The 17775-nt window shown below is 33.9% G+C and carries 14 protein-coding genes; 10 read left to right on the forward strand and 4 right to left on the reverse strand.

The genetic code is table 11. The annotated features are described in order from the left end of the window. Positions 1–13: 13 nt before the first annotated feature. The 3 genes from tamL (at position 14) to accD (ending at position 4748) form a co-directional block, all read left to right on the forward strand. Positions 14–2566, forward strand: coding sequence for a translocation and assembly module lipoprotein TamL (gene tamL, locus C1X07_RS19515; RefSeq protein ID WP_103071720.1), 2553 nt, complete (start codon positions 14–16; stop codon positions 2564–2566). A gap of 191 nt (positions 2567–2757) precedes the next feature. Beyond that, positions 2758–3825 (forward strand): class II fructose-bisphosphate aldolase, encoded by a 1068-nt coding sequence (gene fbaA, locus C1X07_RS19520; RefSeq protein WP_103071721.1) that lies wholly within the window; start codon positions 2758–2760, stop codon positions 3823–3825. Positions 3826–3890: 65 nt separating this feature from the next. Further along, positions 3891–4748 carry an acetyl-CoA carboxylase, carboxyltransferase subunit beta gene (accD, locus tag C1X07_RS19525; RefSeq protein ID WP_103071722.1) on the forward strand — a complete coding sequence of 286 codons (858 nt, stop codon included), beginning with the start codon at positions 3891–3893 and terminating at the stop codon, positions 4746–4748. A gap of 75 nt (positions 4749–4823) precedes the next feature. On the opposite strand, the gene C1X07_RS19530 is transcribed toward accD, so the two are convergent. Beyond that, a complete protein-coding gene (locus tag C1X07_RS19530; protein WP_103071723.1) occupies positions 4824–5648 on the reverse strand; it encodes a hypothetical protein in 825 nt (274 codons plus the stop codon). 166 nt (positions 5649–5814) lie between these two features. Here C1X07_RS19530 and rpsO point away from each other — a divergent pair, with 166 nt between their 5' ends. From rpsO to C1X07_RS19565, 7 genes are all read left to right on the forward strand, one after another. Then, the gene (gene rpsO, locus C1X07_RS19535) at positions 5815–6084 is read left to right on the forward strand and encodes a 30S ribosomal protein S15 (protein WP_103071839.1); all 270 of its coding nucleotides are present in this window, start codon (positions 5815–5817) and stop codon (positions 6082–6084) included. 219 nt (positions 6085–6303) lie between these two features. Further along, positions 6304–8490: a polyribonucleotide nucleotidyltransferase gene (locus C1X07_RS19540; RefSeq protein ID WP_103071724.1), complete on the forward strand. Its 2187-nt coding sequence runs from the start codon at positions 6304–6306 to the stop codon at positions 8488–8490. A gap of 378 nt (positions 8491–8868) precedes the next feature. Then, positions 8869–9732 (forward strand): sigma-70 family RNA polymerase sigma factor, encoded by an 864-nt coding sequence (locus C1X07_RS19545; RefSeq protein ID WP_024772554.1) that lies wholly within the window; start codon positions 8869–8871, stop codon positions 9730–9732. Positions 9733–10204: 472 nt separating this feature from the next. Continuing rightward, on the forward strand, positions 10205–10612 hold the full coding sequence (locus tag C1X07_RS19550) for a BLUF domain-containing protein (protein WP_103071725.1): 408 nt from the start codon (positions 10205–10207) through the stop codon (positions 10610–10612). Positions 10613–10662: 50 nt separating this feature from the next. After that, positions 10663–11325, forward strand: a complete 663-nt coding sequence (rpe, locus tag C1X07_RS19555; protein WP_103071726.1) for a ribulose-phosphate 3-epimerase — start codon at positions 10663–10665, stop codon at positions 11323–11325. A 252-nt stretch (positions 11326–11577) separates the two neighbouring features. Beyond that, on the forward strand, positions 11578–11709 hold the full coding sequence (locus tag C1X07_RS25490; protein ID WP_394335675.1) for a T9SS type A sorting domain-containing protein: 132 nt from the start codon (positions 11578–11580) through the stop codon (positions 11707–11709). 119 nt (positions 11710–11828) lie between these two features. Beyond that, positions 11829–12800, forward strand: coding sequence for a YpdA family putative bacillithiol disulfide reductase (locus tag C1X07_RS19565; protein WP_103071728.1), 972 nt, complete (start codon positions 11829–11831; stop codon positions 12798–12800). A gap of 42 nt (positions 12801–12842) precedes the next feature. Here the strand turns inward: C1X07_RS19565 and C1X07_RS19570 are convergent, their stop codons facing one another. From C1X07_RS19570 to C1X07_RS19580, 3 genes are all read right to left on the reverse strand, one after another. Then, on the reverse strand, positions 12843–15353 hold the full coding sequence (locus C1X07_RS19570) for a tail fiber domain-containing protein (RefSeq protein ID WP_103071729.1): 2511 nt from the start codon (positions 15351–15353) through the stop codon (positions 12843–12845). 486 nt (positions 15354–15839) lie between these two features. Then, complete coding sequence (locus C1X07_RS19575) at positions 15840–16541, reverse strand: Bax inhibitor-1/YccA family protein (protein ID WP_103071730.1); 702 nt, start codon at positions 16539–16541, stop codon at positions 15840–15842. Between the two features lie 72 nt (positions 16542–16613). Next, complete coding sequence (locus C1X07_RS19580) at positions 16614–17336, reverse strand: zinc-dependent peptidase (protein WP_164914205.1); 723 nt, start codon at positions 17334–17336, stop codon at positions 16614–16616. Positions 17337–17775: the final 439 nt, after the last annotated feature.

A 17775-nucleotide genomic window follows, 5' to 3' on the forward strand; every position in this document is an offset into this window, starting at 1 on the left:
TAATGAATACGGATTGAAACATTTTCACACAAAAATATTATTAATTACCCTAACTACGTTTTTATTTTCATGTAATACGGTAAAAAGAGTGCCAGAAACGGATTACTTGTTAGAAAAAAACAAAATCTATGTTGATAGTATCAAAAGCAAAGATCCTAAGCTTTATAGTCAACTATATCAAAAACCAAATGCTAAACTATTAGGTATTCCCATAAGACTTCATATACATAATCTTGCAAGAATAAATCAAGATTCTTTATATCAGGATTGGCTGACAAGAAAACCCAATCGTGAAAAACGAATTACCAAACTACTCTCTAAAAAACAAGTAGATCGATTAGGAGTAGGAATATCACGTATCAATGATTGGCTAAGAAGTACAGGAGAACCCCCATCTATCATCAATGAATCAAAAACAAAACGATCATTAAAGCGATTACAAGCATATTATTGGAACAATGGCTGGTTTAACGTTGAAGCTGATTATAAAATCAACAAAAAAAATGATCAAACTGCAACGATCGATTACCATATAACACCACACCAACCCTATTTTATAGATTCGTTAAATACTAAAATAGAATCTAAAGCCGCTGATTCTATTTATAAACTTAATTCTGAGAAATCCACTATCATCTCTGGCAAACAATACAAAACATTAGATATTGAGAAAGAACGAGATAGATTGACTTCTTTATACCGAAATTCAGGGCTTTATCATTTTGAAAAAGAATTTATCAAATTTAATGCAGACACTATCAATACAGGTAATAAGGTAAATCTAAATCTACTAATAAAAGATCGTTCTGTATCCTATGGTGATTCTATTACTCACACCCCCTTTATTGTTCATAAAATAAGTGAAGTAAATATTTTTACTGATTACTCATATCAAAATAGAAATAAAAAACCTAAAGATAGTACTTCATACAAAGGGTACAATATTTATGGTTATGAGAAAATAAAATTTACTCGGAAAGCAATTACAAACTCTGTTCACATTACACCTGGTGAAATCTTCAGAGACATCGACAAAACATTCACATACAACCAAATCAACAACTTAAGAACATTTAAATATCCTAATATCAGATATGATATTGCACCCAATGGAAAAGATCTTGTAGCCAACATTCTATTAACACCCAAAAAAAAATATAGCACTAGTGTAGATTTTGATGTTTCTACCTCAAATATCCAAGCATTTGGAATAGGTTTTGGAGGTTCTCTATTAATACGAAATGTTTTTGGCGGAGCAGAAATTTTAGAAATCTCAGCTCGAGGAAGTATAGGTTCCTCTAGTGATGCCGTAGATGGAGGGCAGAAATTTTTTAACATATCAGAAATAGGAACCGATGTAAAATTATCCTTTCCTAAAATACTATTCCCATTCAAAACAAGTACAATAATTCCCAAACGTATGTCCCCGACTACCAATCTTATTTTTGGGATAAATGTTCAACAAAATATAGGATTAGACAAACAAAATGCCACAGGAGTCTTTAATTACCGATGGAAGCCTAGCAATATAGTAACCAACCAGTTAGATATTATCAATGTCCAATATGTAAGAAACTTAAACACAAGTAATTACTTTAATATTTACAACACCTCATTTAATAGACTAAACAATATTGCCACTTCTGTTCTGGATTCGACTTCGGTTTTTTTCTCTCAACCCGTTGCAGAGAATCCTGTACTACAAATCCCTGGAGGAGCAAACGGTTTTATTGCGCAATCTCTAGGCGAAAGCCCTGACCCGGATTTAACATCAAATCAATTACAGGAAATTAAAAACATAAACGAAAGAAAAGTAAGACTAACAGAAGACAACTTAATTTTTGCATCAAGTTACACATACACAAAAAACAACAGAGAAAATTTGTATGACGAAAGTTACTCTAGATTTAGGGTAAAAGCTGAATTGGCAGGTAATGTTTTGAATCTCGTCTCAAGTGTTTCGGGTCTAAAAGAAAACTCTAACGAACGTTTTGAAATATTTGGTGTAGAATTCTCCCAATACGCCAAAACAGAGTTGGATTACATAAAACACTGGGATTTAGGCAGAAAAAACGTAATTGCATTTAGAGCTTTTGGAGGAATAGCACTTCCTTATGGAAATTCTAACAATATCCCTTTTGCCAGAAGTTTCTTTGGTGGAGGTCCCAATGATAATCGAGCATGGCTCGTATACGACCTAGGACCAGGAAGTACAGGAGGAAGAAATGAATTCAATGAAGCCAATATGAAGTTAGCTGTAAATGCAGAATACCGATACAATATTCTTGGATCCCTTAATGGCGCACTATTTATTGATGCAGGAAATATTTGGAATGTTTTGGACAATGTAGAAGATGAGGATGCCATTTTCTCTAAACTAGATGATATTCAAGAAATAGCAGTAGGAACTGGCTTAGGTCTTAGATACGATTTTAACTTTTTTGTCCTAAGGCTTGATATTGGTTTTAAAACTTTTAATCCTGCTAGTGATGATGACAAAAGATGGTTTAAAGGATATAACTTCTCTGAGGCTGTATATAATTTTGGAATTAATTATCCTTTTTAATGAATCTTGTTTGCCTTAAAACTACTTCTGATTTTAAAAACATAAATATCTCGTTTCCTGTTTTTAAAGCTCGTAAGTAATACCTATCTACTAAAACGACTATAACGTTATATACGCTAATGATTATTTATATCGTATCGGTTTCCGTATAATTTTACTACTTTTGTAGCCTTATAAACCAAAACTAAATTATGAGTCACAACATCAAACCGGGAGTTGCTACAGGAGACGAGGTGCAAGCAATTTTCAAATATGCAAAAGAAAAAGCTTTTGCATTACCTGCAGTTAATGTAATTGGTTCCAATTCGATTAATGCAGTTTTAGAAACCGCCGCTGAGTTAAACTCTCCTGTAATTATTCAATTCTCTAACGGGGGAGCACAGTTTAATGCAGGAAAAGGTCTTTCTAATGAAGATCAAAAAGCCGCAATAGCAGGAGCTACTGCTGGTGCCCGACACGTACATTTAATGGCTGAAGCCTATGGAGTTCCAGTAATTTTGCATACTGACCACTGCGCAAAAAAATTACTTCCTTGGATAGACGGATTATTAGATGCCGGAGAAGCATTTTATAAAGAAACAGGAAAACCATTGTACAGTTCTCATATGATTGATTTGTCTGAAGAGCCAATCGAAGAAAACATTGAGATTTGTGCAAATTACCTGTCCCGTATGAGCAAAATGGGCATGACTTTAGAAATTGAGCTTGGAATCACTGGCGGAGAAGAAGACGGTGTTGACAATAGTGATGTAGATGATTCTAAACTATACACCCAGCCAGAAGAAGTTGCATATGCCTATGAAGAATTGAGCAAAGTAAGTGACAAATTTACTGTAGCAGCAGCTTTTGGTAATGTACATGGGGTATACAAACCAGGTAATGTAAAATTAACACCAAAAATTCTTAAGAATTCTCAAGAATTTATTTCTGAAAAATATAAAGTCGAACATAACCACATTGATTTTGTATTTCATGGAGGTAGCGGTTCTACTCTAGAAGAAATTAGAGAAGCTATTGGGTATGGTGTTATAAAAATGAATATTGATACTGATCTCCAGTTTGCTTTTAACGAAGGTATTCGTGACTATATGGTAAACAAGGTTGAATACCTAAAAACTCAAATAGGTAACCCTGATGGAGCTGAAGAACCAAATAAAAAATATTACGATCCAAGAAAATGGTTACGAGAAGGAGAAATCACCTTTAAAAACCGTCTTAAAAAGGCATTCGAGGATTTAAATAATGTAAATACATTATAGATACTGAAAACCAAAGCTGAAACCTGTTCAACAAGTTTCAGCTTTTTTTAATTTAATATAACTTTATGGCTTGGTTTAAGAGAACACAGAAAGGTATACAAACAGCTACCGAAGACAAAAAAGATGTCCCCAAAGGGCTTTGGTACAAATCTCCTACAGGAAAAATTGTAGATGCAGAGCAACTTGAAAAAAACTTCTACGTAAGTCCAGAAGATGGATATCACGTAAGAATAGGTAGTAAAGAATATTTTGAGATCTTATTCGATGACAACAAATACAAAGAACTTGACAAAGGTCTTTCTTCTAAAGATCCTCTTAAATTTGAAGACAAAAAGAAATATGTAGATCGTCTTAAAGAAGCACAAGACAAAACAAATCTAAAAGATGCTGTACGAACAGCCGTAGGAAAATCTTCTGGAAACGAATTAGTTATCGCCTGTATGGATTTTTCTTTTATTGGAGGTTCTATGGGTAGTGTTGTTGGTGAGAAAATTGCCAGAGCAGCAGATTACTCCTTAAAGCACAAAATACCACTTATGATTATTTCTAAATCTGGAGGTGCTCGTATGATGGAAGCTGCGTTATCATTAATGCAATTAGCAAAAACGTCTGCAAGATTAGCACAATTAGCAGATGCGGGACTTCCATATATATCATTATGTACCGATCCTACTACGGGTGGTACCACAGCTTCTTTTGCTATGTTGGGTGATATTAATATTGCGGAACCAGGAGCTTTAATAGGTTTTGCCGGACCTCGTGTAGTTAGAGACACTACAGGTAAAGAGCTCCCAGAAGGCTTTCAAACAGCCGAATTTTTAGAAGAACATGGATTTCTTGACTTCATTACTCCAAGACATGAATTAAAACAAAAAGTAAATTTATACTTAAACTTGATTCTAAATCGTCCTTTAGCGAAGTAAAGCACCATTTAAAACAATATATAAAAAGAGTCTTTACCATCGTAAAGACTCTTTTTATATATCGGACATAATAATTTACAGGTATATTTCTTTTTCTTCTCCATCTGTATTTGTAAATACAGCTTTATTATCACACTCTCCACCTCCATAATCCAAAGAGCCACTATACCTAGTTCTTACCAATTCGACAACACCACTAACTAAGAATTTACAGCTAGCTTCACGTCGAACTGGCGTTATAATAGTAGTGCTATGTACATTTCCATTCTTAAAACTAGTCTCCCATGCACCTGTAATTAAGAAAACATTATCTCCCCAATTACCATTAAATGATCCTTCAATCCATTCTCGAGTTTTTGTTCCTATTCTCGTTGCTTGTGTGCCATCTGTAAAAGTTATTGTCAAATCAAGATTCATTGCATATTCAGGATTACCATTATCATTAGATTTTTGCCTAGTTATTGTTTTTGAACCCGAAAATTGAATATCATCTATAAAAAAGTCTTCAAGCTCATAATTAATAACTAAAGTCATCGCGTCTACATCTGCGACATATGACATCATAACCTTTCCATTTACAATATGACCTCGTACTTCACACCCTTCAGAACCAAAATCTACAATAATCTCTTTAGAAGTATCGCTTAATTCAATGGTTACAGTCACGCAATCCGGTAAAAATGGATGGATTGGGCCTTTGATTAGACTTTCTTCATACTCATAAACCTGTAAAAAGGTATCACTAATCACCTCGGTTGCATTATCCACCTTAGCATCAAGTTCTACTTCTTCTGTATTATCCAATTCTATTAATTGATTTTCAGAATCTTCATTATCACACCCTATTAGAATCACAGAAAAAAACAGAGATAAACTAAACTTCAACAAGCTACTTTTCATAATATTAATTTTTATGTTACCACAAGTAAGACTCCATCTTTTCCAAAACGTTTAGTTTCACCGTGTTTTTTTTATTCAAAAGGTAATTCTTAGTTAAAAAGTGCTATATTTGCACGCTGATAACAAAGCGTTATCGATACATAAAAATCATTTAAATAATATTGGAATGTATTTAACGAAAGAAGTTAAAGAAGAAATTTTTGCAAAACACGGTAAAGGAAAAAATGACAGTGGTTCTGCAGAAGGTCAAATTGCATTATTCACTCACAGAATAACTCACCTAACCGAACATTTAAAAAAGAATCGTAAAGACTACAACACTGAGCGTTCTTTGGTAAAGCTAGTAGGTAAGCGTAGAGACCTATTAGATTACCTTGTAAAAAAGGATATCATGAGATATCGTGCAATTGTAAAAGAATTAGGATTAAGAAAATAAGAAAGAGAGGCCTTGTGCCTCTTTTTTTATATAATTAAAATTAAAAAACATTCATTACCAGTAAAAGGGATGAATGCATGCCTTAGTTTTTCATTGGTCGAGCAATTATACTACAACAACACAACCTTGTCCGTCCGAGTTAGACGGAAACCAATGTTTAATTAAACCTGTCGCTTTATATTTATTCGTAAAGCCAAAAGGTTAGAATCAAAAAAAAATATGATTCCAAAAGTTTATAAAGAGGTCATTGACCTAGGGGATGGTAGAGAAATCTCTATCGAAACCGGAAAATTAGCAAAACAGGCCCATGGTTCTGTTGTTGTGCAATCAGGCAAATGTATGTTACTATGTACAGTTGTTTCTAATTACAAACAAAGTGATGTCGATTTCTTACCATTAACGGTAGATTATAGAGAGAAATTTGCAGCATCTGGTCGTTATCCTGGTGGTTTCTTCAAAAGAGAAGCTAGACCAAGTGATGGTGAGGTCTTAACAATGAGATTAGTAGATCGTGTATTACGTCCACTATTCCCAAAAGATTACCACGCAGAAACTCAGGTAATGATTCAATTAATGTCTCATGACGATAATGTTATGCCAGATGCAATGGCGGGATTAGCAGCATCGGCAGCTATTCAGCTATCTGACTTCCCTTTTGAATGTGCTATTTCAGAGGCTCGTGTAGGTCGTGTAAATGGTGAATTTATCATCAACCCAACAAGAGCACAATTAGAAGAATCAGACATCGACATGATGATTGGAGCTTCTGCAGACTCTGTAATGATGGTAGAAGGAGAAATGGACGAGATTTCTGAAGAAGAAATGGTAGAAGCCATTAAATTTGCTCATGAAGCGATAAAAGTTCAATGTGCTGCTCAGATCAAACTAGCAGAAGCCTTTGGTAAAAAAGAAACTCGTGAATATGATCCAGAAAGAGAAGATGAAGAGCTGGCAAAGAAAATTCATGATATGGCATATGATAAAGTATATGCTGTGGCAAAGGGTGGATCTTCTAAAAAAGAAAGAGGTGCTGCATTTGCTGAAATAAAAGAAGAAATAGTAGCTACATACTCTGAAGAAGAGTTAGAGGACTTTGGAGATTTAGTTTCTAAGTATTACGCTAAAGCAGAAAAAGCAGCTGTTCGCGACTTAACATTAAACGAAGGTCTTCGTCTGGATGGAAGAAAAACAACTGAAATAAGACCTATCTGGTGTGAAGTAGATTATTTACCTTCTACACATGGTTCTTCTATATTTACTAGAGGAGAGACACAAGCGTTAGCTACCGTTACTTTGGGAACATCTAGAGAAGCTAATCAAATCGATATGCCATCTTACGAAGGAGAAGAGACATTCTATCTACATTATAACTTCCCTCCTTTCTCAACCGGTGAAGCAAGACCTATTAGAGGAACTTCTCGTAGAGAAATAGGACATGGAAATTTAGCTCAACGAGCTTTAAAAGGAATGATCCCAGAAGATTGTCCTTATACCGTGCGTGTGGTATCAGAAGTACTAGAATCTAACGGTTCTTCTTCTATGGCAACCGTATGTTCGGGAACGATGGCCTTAATGGATGCCGGTGTGCAACTTAAAAAGCCAGTTTCTGGTATTGCTATGGGACTTATTTCTGATAGTGAAACGGGTAAATATGCAGTTTTATCTGATATTTTGGGTGATGAGGATCATCTAGGAGATATGGACTTTAAAGTAACAGGAACGGCAGATGGTATTACCGCTTGCCAAATGGATATTAAAGTAAAGGGGCTTTCTTACGAGATTTTGGTAAATGCACTAAAACAAGCTGCTGACGGACGTTTACATATTCTAGAAAAACTAACTGATACCATATCTACTCCTAACGTAGATGTAAAAGCGCATGCTCCAAAAATGGTGACTCGCGTAATACCTGGAGAATACATAGGTGCTTTAATTGGTCCTGGCGGTAAGGTGATTCAGGAATTGCAAAAAGAAACTGGTACTACTATTGTAATTAACGAAGACCCTGTTACTGAAGAAGGAAATGTAGAAATTCTTGGTACAAACCAGGAAGGAATTGACGCTGTATTAGCTAAAATTGACTCTATTACCTTTAAACCGGCTGTTGGTAGTGTATACGAAGTTAAAGTAATCAAAATGTTAGATTTTGGTGCTGTAGTAGAATATATGGAAGCTCCTGGTAATGAAGTTTTGCTTCATGTTTCGGAATTAGCATGGGAACGAACCGAAAATGTTAGTGATGTTGTTAATATGGGTGATATTTTTGACGTGAAGTACTTTGGAATTGACTCTAGAACACGCAAAGAAAAAGTGTCGAGAAAAGCATTATTACCTAGACCTCCTAGACCAGAAGGAGACAAATCAAAAGGCAATAGAAAACCTCACAGAGACAAAAAAGAGAATTAATTTTTCTATAGTAATAAAAGAAAACACCATCAATAAAATATTGATGGTGTTTTTTTATTTTTAACTCTACAACACTAAGTAGATATCTGCTCATTCCTACATCTACTATACCTCCTTTTAACCACTTTATTATTTTGCTTCTTAGTTATAAAAACCAATTACTCTCTGCCGCAATATTAACTTCACACCTTCCTTCCCAAAATCAAAATAACATCTATAAAAAACCATTAATCTCTCTATCAACCATATAAAAACCGGTACTCAAAAAAAGTATTTTTCAAAATAAATAAACATTTTTGTAACATTTTTATAACATATTACGTATATATAGGTAAAAGCCCTAAATATTCACAAATTAAATTTCAAGGAGAAAAATAGATGAGACAACTTAAAATTACGAAGCAGGTAACGAATCGTGAAACTGCATCGCTAGATAAGTATTTGCAAGAAATAGGAAAAGTAGACCTTATTACTGCTGATGAAGAAGTGGAATTAGCTCAAAGAATAAAAGCTGGTGATGAAAGAGCCCTTGAAAAATTAACCAAGGCAAACCTTAGATTCGTAGTATCTGTTGCTAAACAATATCAAAATCAAGGACTTACCCTTCCAGATTTAATTAACGAAGGTAACCTTGGACTAATTAAAGCTGCTAAACGTTTTGACGAAACTCGTGGGTTTAAATTTATATCCTATGCAGTATGGTGGATTCGTCAATCCATCCTACAAGCACTAGCAGAACAATCTCGTATTGTACGTTTACCATTAAACAAAATTGGTTCGATTAATAAAATCAATAAGACATATGCATTCTTAGAGCAATCACATGAGCGCCCACCAAGTGCTGAAGAAATTGCAAAAGAACTTGATATGACGATTAATGATGTTAAGGAATCTATGAAAAACTCTGGGCGTCACGTAAGTATGGATGCACCATTAGTTGAAGGAGAAGATTCTAACCTTTATGATGTATTAAATTCTGGAGAATCTCCAAATCCAGATAGAACCTTATTACATGAATCTCTACGTACAGAAATAGAACGTGCATTAGAAACTCTTACTCCTAGAGAGGCAGATGTAATACGATTGTATTTTGGTCTGGGAGATCAGCACCCAATGACACTTGAGGAAATTGGTGAAACTTTTGACTTAACTCGCGAACGTGTGCGTCAAATTAAAGAAAAAGCAATTCGAAGATTGAAACATACATCTAGAAGTAAAATATTAAAGACTTATTTAGGATAAATTCCTAAATTGCGGTTACAAACAGTTTTATAACATAACTGTTCGTTTTTTGATTGATGAATGACCTCCGGCTGATTACCGGAGGTTTTTTCATTTATACATGGTATTTTACATATTTAAAAAAAACACTTTACAAAAAATCAAGTCCCTCTTATTGGTAAATATTCCTAAAACGCTAATTACTGACAATTGACTATATAATAACCACGTTTTTAGTCTAAACATATCAAACAAAAAATAGAGCAACAAATTATAACCTCTTAAAAATCAACGATAAAATTATAAATAAAATAAAAATGGAACACCATTTTCTGGTTTTCTTTACGGGAACCCATAACAAAATTTACGGCAACCCGTAAAATATCAATTTTTAAGGCATTATCACTATAAATCGCTACAACATAAAGCTTTACACCCTAGTTTATCCACCTCAAGATTTGTATCTTTAAGTAAGCTCTTTAACCTAATTATTATGAGATACGTAATAAGTTATGTAAGTACTGCAAACCCAAACACATCAAATTCTGATTTGATTAAGCTGATGGATTTTATCAAATATAACAATAATGTCATAGGCATTATGGGGCTACTAATATATTCTGATGGAAATTTTTTCCAAATTCTTGAAGGTGAAAAAGAAATTGTTAAAATGATGTTCGAAAGGATAAAAAAAGACTCAAGACATCATAATATAATTAAAATGCTAGATAAAGAAATAATGCAATCTGCTTTTAGTGAATATCATTCTTCATTTATTGTTATATCTGATCAGCATGATCAAAACAAACTACATAGATTTTTGTATAAAGAAAAAACAAACAACCCAGAACATTTTAAGAGTATCTCTTATTTAACCCAAAAATTTATGAAGCTCACATAGAACGCTATTTAAAACTTAAATAGTATTTTTGCCATAAATAACACAATTTTATGGCTTCAAAACGTATTGCCCCTTCAGTATTAGCAGCGGATTTCGCTAATTTACAACGTGATGTAGAAATGATTAATAAAAGTGAGGCAGATTGGTTTCATATCGACATCATGGATGGTGTCTTTGTGCCTAATATTTCTTTTGGCATGCCTGTTTTAAGAGATATCGCAAAACACGCTACCAAAACTATCGATGTACACTTAATGATTGTAGATCCTGATCGATACATCAAAACCTTTGCTGACCTTGGAAGCAATATACTCACAGTTCATTATGAGGCTTGCACGCATCTCCATAGAACTTTACAAGCTATAAAAGCAGAAGGAATGAAAGCTGGTGTTGCCATAAATCCACACACAAGTGTAAGCTTACTAGAAGATGTTATTAATGATATCGATCTGGTATGTATTATGAGCGTTAATCCTGGATTTGGCGGGCAATCATTTATAGAAAACACATATAACAAAGTTAAACAACTTCGTGAAATCATTCTTAAAAAGAATGCAAGCACTATCATAGAAATTGACGGAGGTGTAACTAGTAAGAATGCAAAACAACTCATAGATGCCGGAGCTGATGTATTAGTTGCTGGAAGTTTTGTTTTTAAGAGCGAAAACCCTACTCAGACTATAAAAGAGTTGAAAGAAATCATAACAACTTAGATCATAAAAATGGAACAGAATCCTATACCGTCATTTGATACATGGACATCAATCTTCCTTATCATAAATTCACTCGGATTCTTTTTAAGCATTATCTTAAGTATTCATAAAACAGGAAGGTCCAACAACCTTCCTGTTGCTTTACACATACTAGGGTTTTCATTTATCCTAATCCAACCAAAAACTCAATAAAGATAAAAATCAATACTTCACCTCCTTCTATTAAAATTATAATACTTCTCTTCTGGCTTAATCGTTTCAGAAAATACTTATGATGTTGATCAAAAAATGACTATAAACACCAGCGATTTACTTTCTGGACATTTTTTTTTAGATGTTACATTTAACCAACAAACTATTACAAAAAAGATAATCATAAAATAAACTGTTTTTTCGTTAAAAAAGCAGGCTTCGAAAAGAGAAGCCTGCCTTTTTATTGTATTAGCTACTCAAAAATTAGTAGTTTTACGATAACAATAAAATCTTTCCAACATCATCTCTTAATGAAACATATAGATTTAATTATTATAGGAGGGGGACCTATTGGTATTGCCTGTGGCTTAGAAGCCCAAAAAAAAGGAATAGACTATTGTATTATAGAAAAAGGTCCTATCACCAACTCTTTATACAACTACCCTCTTAATATGCAATTTTTTTCGTCTTCTGAAAAACTTGAAATTGACGAGATCCCTTTTATAAGTAATGAAGCAAAGCCCAAGCGCAATGAAGCATTAGAATATTATCGCCGAATCGTAACTTCTAATGATTTAAATATTAATTTATTTGAAAAAGTAAGCGCAGTAAGCAAAAAGGAAGATATCTTTTACGTTGAAACAGACAAAGATCGATATACCTCTTCATATATCATAGTAGCCACCGGGTTTTACGATCTTCCTAATACAATAGATGTTCCTGGAGAAAAACTCTCAAAAGTTTCTCACTACTATAAAGACCCTCATTTTTTTGCTAAACAAAAACTAGCAGTTATTGGCGCTAGTAATTCTGCTGTGGATGCTGCCCTAGAATGCTATAGAAAAGGTGCAGAAGTAACAATGCTCATTCGTGGATCAGAAATCGGAAAACGTGTAAAATATTGGGTAAGACCTGATATAGAAAATAGAATTGCCGAAGGCAGTATCAAAGCGTTTTACAATGTTGTGATAAAAGAAATATTGCCTGAAAAAATTAATATCCAAACACCCGAAGGCAATTTTAGTATTCAAAATGATTATGTTTTGGCATTAACAGGGTACAAACCAAATTTTGAGTTTTTGAAAAAAATAGGAATTAAACTCTCTGATGATCAAAAACTATACCCTCAATACAACAAGGAAACTATGGAAACTAATATTAAAAACCTCTACTTAGCAGGAGTCATCTGTGGTGGTATGGATACTCATATTTGGTTTATTGAGAATTCAAGAATACATGCAAAAACAATATTAAAATCTATCACAGAAAAACAATTACACTAAGTTAAAGGTCTTTCTTTTTATCAACCTAAAAACATTATAGCATTAGTTCATTTTATCAAGAACCATCAACATTTGTTCTTTTAAAACAGTAATTTCATTTTTCATTTCATGACTATCACTCTTCAGTTCTGCATTTAATACATTTAGATTATTTATTTCTTTTTGTTGCTGTTCAATAATCTTAAACAACTCTTGGGTTGCAGATACATTTAACATCGAAACTGCATCATAATCCACGTTTCTAAAATCATCAACTTCTTTTCCATATACAAAAACACCATCGGTTACAACCTCAGGAATTTCAAATACATAATCATTCTTTACGGTCACTATATATTCTTTTTCGCCAGAACTTTTTACAATCAAACGCACTTTATCTCCATTCTTAAACATATGTTTAGAAGTGGTAGTTATTTCTGTTGTATTGTTTAGGGCTTTGGTTTTTCTAGCTTGTTCAAAAACATTAGGAATTATAGAAGTTGTTTTTCCTACGGCGTGTGGCAATACTTTTTCTAACTGTTGCGCGATTACCTTTTTTTGTGGAGTAGAACTGTTTGATATTTGATCTTTATATGTATAATCAACCACATCGATAGCCAATAATTTAGACAAATCTTCTTCACTATTGGATATTCCGATAATATTTTTGATTCGTTGATCAGAAGCAGCTATATATCCTCCTCCATTACTATAATACCATCCATTGGTATAAATTTTAATATTACCAGAAGGGGATGTATTAGCCGTTAAAGCAGCACCTTGACTAAAATATCGCCTAGCTTGATTAGGGCTTGTAACCCCACCTGCTCTTACATCTAGAGCATAGCCCGGAGCGGTGGTTCCTATACCTACTCTTCCGGCTGGTGTAATAGTAACTCTATCTACGGCATTAAAAAAACGTAGATTACCTCCACTTCTACCAAAAAACCAATCATTTGCTCCAGCCTCAATCCATGTTCCGGCGTCACCACCATCCATTTTCATCCGACCTGAGACATGCAACAAAAATCCTGGTGCAGCCGTTCCTATCCCAACCCTGCTATTAAAATAATGTTGTCCTCCTGCTTCTGCTATATATCTCATATCACCATTACCCCACCCTATATAACCTTGTCTGGTACCACTAGGCTGATAGATTGCCATATACCCATTATTGCTACCATTACCCGAGTTCAATCTTACAAATCCTGTATTGGTTCCTCCCACATCTACGCGCCCAGATCGTTTGATAGCACTAGTTAAGTTTTCTCCAGTTACTCCCCAGGCATCCCCATCTCCAAGGCTCGCAACTGTAACTTTTCTGATATTTCCATTTGTATCTGCAGTCAACACTTCATCACTCGCAGCTCCAGTTGGGATAGTACGAATCCTGGCGTTTCCATTAACATCTAGCCTTGTTGATGGGGCTCCAGTCCCTATTCCAACATTACCTGCTCCGTTAACTCGCATTCTAAAAGTATTGTTTGTATAAAAATCTACAACTCCTGTACCTTTAGAATTTAAAGATATGTTGCTGTTGGCAGCACTTCCTGTAGCATATATCCCTTCCCATCCAAAACCAATTCCACGAGTACCATTGGTATGTACAAACTCAGCTCCATTTGATCGTTGACCATAACTACCTGTTACATAAAAAGTATCTCCAGGAGTATGTGTTCCTGTTCGATTGGCAGACGCTACCTCGAATTGCGATACGGGCGTAGTCGATCCTATCCCAACATTCCCTGTTCTACTAATCGTTGAAGCTATGTCTTCACCTGTAACACCCCAAGCATCACCATCATTTAAAGAAGCCATTGTAACCTTTCTAATATTACCATTAGCATCTGCAGTCAATACTTCATCACTAGCAGCTCCAGTAGCAATACTACGGATTCTGGCATTTCCATTAACATCTAATCTCACAGTAGGATTGTTTGTTCCCATCCCCACAAAACCATTCGTATGAATACGCATTCGTTCTGCCGAATTACTTTGCGTAAATGTTATTGGACTTGTATCACCAGTTGCAAATCCAAATTGACCAGTTCTTAGGTATACTGAGCGAATAGCATCCTGTCCGTTAACCCTAAATCCATTAAAATAGCTATAACCCTCTACGTATAATGCCCATGGTTCTGCGCCACTCCAACCTGTGTTTTGCCTAACATGTAATACAGCAAAATCTGTAGCAGCTCCAGTAGTACTACCAAACAAAGACAATTGCGATGTAGGATTAGCGGTACCAATACCAACGTAACCATCATCATTAATTCGTATTCCCTCGTTATCACCATCATTACTTAACCAATTGTCATCTAATTCTATATTTTGAGTAGCAGTATGGTCGCCAAGATTATCGAATTCTGCCACTGTTTGCCACTGCGTTCCATCATAAAAATAGAGCCGACCTTGAGTTGTATTATAGGTTAAGCTACCTGTTGTAGGAGTGACGACACTGAGCATCTCTGCATCGGTAAGGCTCGGTAGAGCAAAAACAGCTTCTGCTCCAATTTGAGAATGTAGGGGTAAGGTTATTACTATAACAACCAAGAACAAAGTAATTTTTTTCATGGTAATTCAAGGGTTTTTTTAGAACTCTATAAGATAACATTTTAACTTTTATTTTTAAGTTCTATTAGTGTTATTTTTGCCTCAACAAGGACAAAATGGTATTTTTTATCGATAAAATACACACTTCTAGCATTAAGACAACCAAAATTCTTTCTATTATCATAGAGGTAGATAACTACTCTGTTTTCTCTTTTTATTTCTTAGCACTCATGAAAAACATAAACCACCTCTATAACAAGTATAGGTCTAAAATAGGAGTATACCTTTTTTTTTAGATCAACACCCCTTTATCTAAGTTAGATGTATTGATTAACCCATGGTTAGTTCGTAAAAGCGGAAAGTATTTTGAGCTAAATATCGATGATAAAATGTATGTTCTTGAAACTATCCTCGCTTATCCAAATATCTCAATAGCCAACCATAAATCCATAAAAAAGCCAAACAAGGATGTTGTTTGGCTTTTATTTATATATCAATTATTTGGTTTTATTCTCTGGACAGAATACTCAATATGTACCAAAAAAGTAACATCAATGATGCAAACAACCCAAGTGATGCTCCCACATATTGATCTTCAGAGTATTTATGTACCATATTAGAGGTTTGGTATAATATGGATCCAGAGGCCAACACCACCATACCAACACTAAACCATAGACCCAAGTTAAATCCGAAAATCATACCTGCAACAATTAATCCTATTGCAATAAAAAAACCAATGGTCAGCATTGATTTTAAAAATGAAAAATCCTTCTTAGTGATTAGAACAATTGCCGAAAGCCCTGTAAACAAGGATAAAGTTAAAATTGCTGCTTGGTTTAGTATATTAACACCCCCACTTTCTGCAATCATCATTGCATATCCAATTAGTGGAATAAAAATAAAAGCCTCTGCTACTACATACAATAACAATCCTAAATATTGCTGGTTAATATTATGGTTTTTATGTGCCATTTTCTCAGCGTAATTAGTTGCTAACATAAACCCACCTAGCATCACTAACCATCTCCAGCCCTGAGTCATGGAAAATGCAAAATTAACTAAAGGTTCTATCTGAAAAAATATCCATTCCACAATAACAAAAAGTAAAACAGCCATTGCAAGATGTGTATAAGTCTTTTTATAGAATACTACTCTTTTTTCATCAGTAAGTGAACTAACGGGCAGTATTTGTTGAAATTCTTCCATATCTATATATCGATAAAATTAAATTTGTTTTTACAGTCTAAATATAGGTTATTCTTCAGAATAGCGACCAAATTAGTCTTCAAAATATCTAAAATTTAGCATCTGTACAACATAATTGTATATCTCTGGGAATTTTTCCTTTAATTCTTGTGGCGACTCCATAAAAACTTCAACCAATACCGCAATAAATTCAAATTTATTAGTGTAAGCATATTCTCTCAATATTTTAGTTTCTACTATCTTTTCTCTTATCTCAAGGGACCCCAAATATTGTTCTAACAACAAAAATGTATCATAAAAAATCTCGCAACTAATATTATTATTCTTAATGGAGTTATAGTGTATTGCATGTGTAATCTCGTGGATACCTAAACTTTTTCCTTTATCCTGATGAAGATTACCTTTTTGAAAATCTTTCCATGATAAAACTAATGCTTTAGATCTTGGATTAAACTCTCCTATATTCTCTGTTTTATTTAAAATTGAATAGAAAGATGTTGGGTATAAAATAATGGTGTCTAAATATTCTAGCAGATAATGACGCATTCCAAAGGTAAGTTGAGTTATCATTATGGTAATTTGCATACGCATAAAATCGTCGATCATCAGTCCTTCTCTAGACACAAAATTAGTTTCTTCCAGAAAACGTACAGCCCTATGCCCAAAGTACTTTTTCCTTCTTTTATTAAGGGTATTATAAAAATCATTTTCATCAAGAAACACCTGTAAATGAAGAGGTAACTCTTTTGGAAAAGGATAAAAATGTATGAAATATGGTTTTTTATTATATTTCACATAGATAGATTCTAAATATCGTAAAACATAATATACGCAGATCGAAACGATTAACACCGTAACTGCTACCCCAATTATGTTCTGGAATATTGAATTAGAAAACTCTTCTTCAAACGTTAATAAAATTGTGATATAATGATTCAAATACTAGGAAAAATGTAGGTTAAGGCTTTTAAAAATAACGTTTTAGAATTGAAAATGGTATTAAAACAACAATTTAACACTAATTAATTCTATTTCTCTTGCTTTCATGACTTCATTATTACGCATCATCTTTCCTTTAAAATAAACAAATCAGAACTGTTCACAAACCTTACCAACTCTTATAAGAATTTTAACGATTTTATATAGGATTGGGAACGAAATTTGATAGACTTAGAAATAGTCGGTGTTTACTTAAAATATAATATATCTAACAAGGCTAAAATTATGTATTAAA

The organism is Aquimarina sediminis (genome assembly GCF_002895435.1).
Taxonomy (GTDB): domain Bacteria; phylum Bacteroidota; class Bacteroidia; order Flavobacteriales; family Flavobacteriaceae; genus Aquimarina; species Aquimarina sediminis.